This is a genomic window from Acetobacterium bakii (genome assembly GCF_001263355.1).
GTDB lineage: Bacteria > Bacillota > Clostridia > Eubacteriales > Eubacteriaceae > Acetobacterium > Acetobacterium bakii.
Window position 1 is genome coordinate 36,468 of the sequence record NZ_LGYO01000052.1, and the last position, 6,891, is coordinate 43,358.

Here is a 6,891-nt window from a genome sequence, read left to right on the forward strand (position 1 = left end):
TAGAGTTATAACCTTCTTTTCTCTATGTAAGAATATAATTCTTCATCATAGTATCTATTTTCTTGTTTAAGATACTCTTTCATTAATTTATCAAAAGTTATTATAACTAATTCTTGTGAATATTCAGCAGCGCTTGCAATGAGATAATCATTCGCATCATTTTTTGATATTTTTCGTCCTTTTTCAATAAATTGTTGAAGAAAAAATTTAAAATATTTTTCACTCCCTTCACTATAAGTGTATTCATAATTATTACGATACCATTTGAAAAATTCATTCGATTCATTATATATTCTACTTAATATATCTTTTTTAGATCTTTTCTTATATTTCGCTATCAACCATACTATGTACTGTGCCCCACACCCATTCATACTTTCTGGTGCCTGAATAAATTTGCAATCTGGCGAATCAAAAATCTGAAGAAAAATTGCTTGTTCACCATCTATACTAATGCTTTTATCTTTATCAAATTTTTCTATAAAATCGCTAATATCTTCATACTTCAGATTCTGTACTTTCTGATTCAGTTCTATAGCAATTTCTTTAATTATTTCATTATCATCTTTATTAGGATTCTTTTCTTTCATTGAATGAAATTTTTTCAGAAAACTGTTTTGAAAATTCTCATCATGTGGATTAACTACATGATGAATTAATTCAGCGAATTTTGCTTTCTCATTTTCTTCCAATGCATCTATTTTTTTTTGTGGAATAGCATAGTTACATGCAAGAATTTTCAAATTAAAAAAAAGATATTCAAATATAATTCTATCAATTTTTTTATCAACTTCTTCGTTAGTTAATTCTTTAACATGTCTCCTGTTACAAACATCATATAGTTTTTGTCTAAATATTTCTGCATTTTCTTTTGTGACAGCAAGATAATAACCTAACTCAACTTTCCTGCCGAAAATGTCTTCAAAACAATTCTGGATAGAAATCCCAATATTTGAAATTATTCTATATAAAAATTCAACTTCACCTTGAATTTTTTTATTAAATATTTCCTTAATAACGTATTCCTCACAAGTAAATAGATCATTTATATCAATTTTTTGGATACTATCATTTATTAACCAGATCTTGTTTATAAACATTCTATTTAAGAAAATTAGATATTTTTTGAATTCATCTTTGCAGTTTTCCCAATTAAAACTATTATTGCACCAACACTTATAGAGAATTTCATACAATGTTACTGAAGTGACAAAACCATTATTTTCTTTAGCTAAATTGTATAAATTTTGCATTTCGATTTTTCCATTAGTTATATTATTTTCTTTAAACTCAAATAAGTATATTATGGCGTTCGTATCGTATAAAATATTATACTTTTTCATAAAATAATTTCTCCTTAGTTCATTTTTAGTTAAGTGTGCCAGGCATCGGTTCCCGGTAGGCTTCACACTCACTATTTGCTTCGACCTGGCTCGGCCGCACTACCAAGTACCATCAAGATTAAGTTTATAAGTTAGTGACAGGCACAGGTCTTTTCTCTATATCCTCCAGCAGTATGCTTATAGTATTCGATTTACAGCTTAAAATCAACTTCAATGATTTCGCCATCTTTCTGCCATTGTATAAACTGTTCCTGTTGCTGTTCTTTTTTCACCATTTCATTTTTCATTATGTCTATTTGTTCTAACAATTTTATATAATCGGGAAAAAATTGAGAAATGAATACTTGATTATCTTCAATAAATCCTAAATATTCATTCCTTTGCTGTTCTAACTCTGAAACCACGCCATTGATAACGAGTTTAAATTTCTCTTCCTCTTTCATTTGATTATAACTATCACACAGGTCCATCCCAATGCCAAGGACTGAGCCAACAATAGGTAGGGCTTTGTTAAATCCCTTTGCAAGTTTAACAGCTTTCCGAAGATAGAATCAATGCAGTTGTGTTTCCGGCTGATTTAATCTTATTTGTTGTTGCTTCTTGTAATAATTTTATATGAGATAGCTTTTTAAATTCTTCAAGATGATCAAGCCAGTAATCAATACCTTTTTCAAAAGGATTGGCGGATACTGCTACAATGCTTACTTCTTCACCTGGACTTATTATTCTGAAATCATTCAAACGACCTAATATATTTTCTTTTTTAATTTTAAGGCCATACTCGTAATCATCATTATCCTCAATATCGACCTCTTCATCGAAACGGCTTATTACAAATACAGTACGTGGCAGAATATTCAAGTCTTTAAAAAGCCATACTAATTCTTCCTTGTGGCTTTCCTTAATAGGGTTATTTGGATTCATTACATATAAAACAAGATGAGCTTCGCTTACATACTTTTTTGTTATGTCCTTATACTTTTCTTTATCTGCACTTTCCTTGAAACCAAACAAGCCAGGAGTATCAATTAAATCAATATCATCAAGAGAATAAAATACTATTTCTTTGGAAGATTCGCTCTGACTGATTTTCATTGTTGACTTGTCATAGTGTTCAGACCATGCCGCTGCGATTGAAGTTTTACCTTCTGAAAACCCACCGATCAGGGCGACTTTAAGTTTTTCATCGCCAGTTGCACTGATTCCGATTTTTACTTTTTCTATCTGTTTTTCGTCAATTTCGATACCAAATTGTTTGCCTTCCTCCAAAAAAACAAGTGTTTTTTTGAGAATTTCAACTGTTTTTTTTTGTTTCATTTGAAATACATTGATTGTTTCCATTTTAATTTGCGCCTTCCTTTTCAACTGTTGTAGTTAATAATTCGAACTTTGTTTCTGCACTGCGAAAAACCTGATTTATCGATCTGATATGATTAACAGATTTAAACAAATCATCCTTTATAACCGCTATACCTTCTTGTAAAGGGGTATGCGCATCTTTAAGGTTCGCTATTACTGATTCTGAAATTTTATCACCCATTTTTTCGATGTTATCGTTAGCAGCTTTTTTCTGCTGGGAAGCTCTATAATTATGATCTAAAAATTCCAATACCCCCTTCCCAATACTGATTACAAGCCCAATAATTGATAATGCCAAAACTACCCATCCTGCTGGATTTAAAAAACATACTATGACACCCCCAATACCAAGAATTATAGATGATATTGTGCCATTACGGTTAACACCGCTTTTTATATCAATATTTGGTATAAAATCAAAATCAAATTGTGCCGAATTTTTGTAGGCATTTAACAACTCCGACACGTAACGATGATACTTTTCAATTATATCCGCAACGTCATTTGTGAATTCAGCCATAGTTACATCAAATTTTTCTTTAAGAGCAGTGCTTAATATAGTTATAGCTTCATTTATCCTGCATTCAAAAGCGCTCTTAAATTCATCATTGTTTAGCTCTTTATCAATATCATTGTAAATATTTCTTCTCAAATGTTCTATAAATTCATTTACAGCCGTATAAGCATCTGTATCGAGTTGATGTTTCAGAATTTCAGCAGCTTCATCTAGTTGATTATCTGTTGCTTTTTTAGTTTTAATGAGTTTTTTTTGAAGATCATGCAAACTCATTTGAATTTCATGTAATTTACAGCTTGTAAGCATTAATGCAGTGCTAATTTTTCTATAGTTAGATTTTTTGATTTTCGCTTTACAATTTTTGACTAAGTCTATTGTAATCCAATCGCAAAAATTTTTCACAAGACTTGCCTGCAAAAGATTGTCTTGTGAGCTAAATTTCTCAACAAATTTTTTCTGTGCCTTCTCAAAATCGTTTTGTGAACAATTAGCTATTGAAAGAAAAGCCGGATATGCGCTTAAAACAATATGCTTTTCATATCGTTCACCTAATCTATCGCACATAATCATATCAAGTTCTTTCAGGCTTTCTTTTTCATCATCATTAATAAGTCCAGGTTGTAACTGTTGGTAATTTTTAATTCGCTTATTGAAAATAGAATACACCTCTGTTTGTTGCCCAAGATGTTTTTTTATTTTTTCGAGCGTACCTTCACTGTATTTATTTCCTGTTTGCGGTGGCGTAGGTTTGCTGCTAACGTAAAATACTGCATGGGCCTTTTGTACAGCGTCATTAATCACATTTAGAACAAGATCCTCCTTACCTTCAATTCCAGGAAGGTCAAGCAAGGCAAAGTTCTGTCCACAATATTCAAACTGATAAGTGGTTACTTTTCGAGTAAAGTCAGAGTGTCCATCACCAATTATCTTACCATCGCAATGTTCTGATAATTTTCCTGAGATTTGTTTAATTTCTTTTTCTGACCTTTCGTTAGAGACTTTTATGCTCTTGAGTTTTGTATCCCATTCTTCTTGTATACTCTTCTTTAAGTGTTCTACTTCTGATTTTTCTTCATCCAAAGATATGATATCCGATTGATAGCTTGAATTTTTTTTCACAAACATCTGAAATTCTTGTTGTTCATTTAATATTCCTAAAAGACCCTTAACGAAATTAGTAATGGATGATTGTCGTTTGGCTTTTATCTGAATTTTAATAGCATCAATATTTTCTTTCAGTTGGTCAATTTGCGCTTCAATATCTGCTTTTTTTAAATTTATGGAGTTAAGATTATCATCATATTCGATAATCTTTGATTGATAATCCTCGCTAGTTTGTTCAAGTAATTTTTCCCCTTGTTTAAGCTGCTTTTGAATTTCCTGTGTTGAATCATAAATCTTTTTAAATTCCTCTCGTTCTTTTTCTTTAGTTGGTTCTTTAAGCAAAATACGCAATGTTTCAATAAGCGTAGATTTCCCAGCGTTGGTTTCACCATAAAAAGCAATACTAAAAACATCCCATTCAGCATTCAACTGGAGGCTTTCAAGGGCACGCTTTACTTCTCTATGCAGATCCGCTAATTCTTTTTGGGCATCTTCTTGAGATTTTCTGATTTCATCGTCAGTTGTTTCTGTTTTTAACGAGTGAATGAGATTATTTATTTCGCTCAATATAGTTGCATGAATATCACTCGGTGAACTTGTCTTCAAAAAAATACCTCCTTTATTTATTACCAGTTGTACTGGCGCCAAACAGCTCGCATTTACTACGCTTTCGAACTGGTCTCCAAAGCATCATTTTGATGCTTTGGCATTTCGGGCTTTTTCTCGGCCAGAGTGCACAAAATCTCCGTCCCCTTGAGTTTAGTACAGCACTTCAAAGCCGTAAGTGCCGCCTGTTTTTAAAATTAGTTTTTCCACCTTCTGGGGTATAATGGAAAGTTGCCATAAGTTAAGTGTGCCTGGCACCCTGGCACCGTCAGTGTGGGGCCTAACCAGTAAACCTTTTTAAGGCCATCAGCTGCGCGCTCAACAGAGGCATGTTGCTTGACATAAATATTCAGTATACAATTTAATGTGACGGACGATATGCCCCCACGCTTCTCAGACTAATAAGTTAAGTCAATAAGTTAAGTGTGCCTGGCACCGTCAGTGCTATTCGACTAATTGCTCTTTTATTCTAGCAAAGTCTTCTTTGATTTGACATGATGCATGTTGTGATAATAGACGTTTATTTTGATAAGGACTGGTTGATGATTCAGAATATGAACTGCTAATAAAATTCGAGCTTATGATGACAGCATCAAAATCAAGAAACGAAACATTGCTATTGAAAGATTCCTCTCGAAAATTCTGTATATTTAGCTCTTCAAATTTTGTATTTAATCCAAGAATTTCTGACTTAGTTTTCATACTCCGATTCCTTTCAATAGCTTTTATTCCGTAGAAACGTTTGATTTGTTATATTTTTTATTCTCCTTTGTATAACAAGTTAAGTGGCAGGTATCACCAAAGACCTTTTCTTCATAATTCCTTATGTTCATAATAAAGATAAGCATAATCCTTTAATTCTTTTGGCAGAGAATTAGGAACTAATACACTTTCATAACTTACTTTAATTGCAGAAGAAGCAAGACCTAAAACTGCTCCTATTTCAGGAGAAAATCCAAATATGGCACCAGTGCTTGCACCTAAAATACCGCCCTTTATAATATTTGTTATATCTAATTCCACTTTTACACTACCTAATAGTCTCTTGAATTTTGACTCATTCATTAGTCTCTGTAAGGCTATGATACTACCCTGTATTTCATCAATAATCTTTATTTTTGTTCTTGGTATATCATTTGAGTTAATTATACTTAAGTAAAACTCATCCATTAATCTCCTAAAATGCATTAATTCATCCTTACGTCGTTCTTTAAACATTAAAACATCGTTCAATGAAACTTCACTTGAAGGAATAGGTAGGCTTTGATATAACTCAACTTCCAAGCACTTTGTTTCAGTGCATAGCTCTTTTGGAAATAATAATTTACTATTTGGTTGTGCAATAGACCATCTGCCTTCTTCTGTTTTATTCTTCTCTTGAAGAACAGCAGATTGCATCTGAGCAAAAGCATATCCAATATTTCCTTGCCAAGATCCAAATGTAACTTTAGATCTCGATAAAATATCTTGGCTTTCCAAATAATCTATTTCGGGTGAACCACCAATACTCACTATATTATTATCAGGAAAGTCTATTTTGTCCCAATATAATAAATATTGTCTAAGTTTTATTGGATCTATATTACTACTAATTAAAGTAAATACATCTCCCTCCATTTTAAATTGTGGTGATATTATTATTCCTCTCATAAAATTTCTCTCCTATAAATATAGATTTTTAAAAGTGAATTAGGCATCTTTTTGACAAGCATAGTCATTCATTAGTAAGTTTAGTGATCAGCTTCAATTTCTTTAAAATTTAAATGGTAGACTAGGATTCTTATACGTTAGTGACAGGAACACCCGTCCCGCAGCACTTAGTAAGTTAAGTTGAGACCGGCACCGTTAGAAGATGGTGCACAAAACATCAGTCCCATGTGTTAACGGGAAGAATCGTCCCCGATAAGTTAAGTCAATAAGTTAAGTGTGCCTAGCACTGGGGCTTATATTCTCTAATCACTG

The 6,891-nt window shown here is 32.2% G+C and carries 6 protein-coding genes; all 6 read right to left on the minus strand.

What is annotated here, in order from left to right:
* Window positions 1–5 precede the first annotated feature (5 nt).
* Window positions 6–1,343: a hypothetical protein gene (locus tag AKG39_RS17050; protein WP_050741603.1), complete on the minus strand. Its 1,338-nt coding sequence runs from the start codon at window positions 1,341–1,343 to the stop codon at window positions 6–8.
* A 191-nt stretch (window positions 1,344–1,534) separates the two neighbouring features.
* A complete protein-coding gene (locus AKG39_RS20290) occupies window positions 1,535–1,840 on the minus strand; it encodes a LeoA/HP0731 family dynamin-like GTPase (protein WP_164730807.1) in 306 nt (101 codons plus the stop codon).
* A 31-nt stretch (window positions 1,841–1,871) separates the two neighbouring features.
* Complete coding sequence (locus AKG39_RS17060; protein ID WP_164730797.1) at window positions 1,872–2,684, minus strand: LeoA/HP0731 family dynamin-like GTPase; 813 nt, start codon at window positions 2,682–2,684, stop codon at window positions 1,872–1,874.
* Window position 2,685: 1 nt separating this feature from the next.
* Complete coding sequence (locus AKG39_RS17065) at window positions 2,686–4,929, minus strand: coiled-coil domain-containing protein (RefSeq protein ID WP_050741605.1); 2,244 nt, start codon at window positions 4,927–4,929, stop codon at window positions 2,686–2,688.
* Window positions 4,930–5,373: 444 nt separating this feature from the next.
* Window positions 5,374–5,631, minus strand: coding sequence for a hypothetical protein (locus AKG39_RS17070; RefSeq protein ID WP_050741606.1), 258 nt, complete (start codon window positions 5,629–5,631; stop codon window positions 5,374–5,376).
* Window positions 5,632–5,742: 111 nt separating this feature from the next.
* Window positions 5,743–6,579, minus strand: coding sequence for a DUF6236 family protein (locus tag AKG39_RS17075; RefSeq protein ID WP_050741607.1), 837 nt, complete (start codon window positions 6,577–6,579; stop codon window positions 5,743–5,745).
* Window positions 6,580–6,891 lie beyond the last annotated feature (312 nt).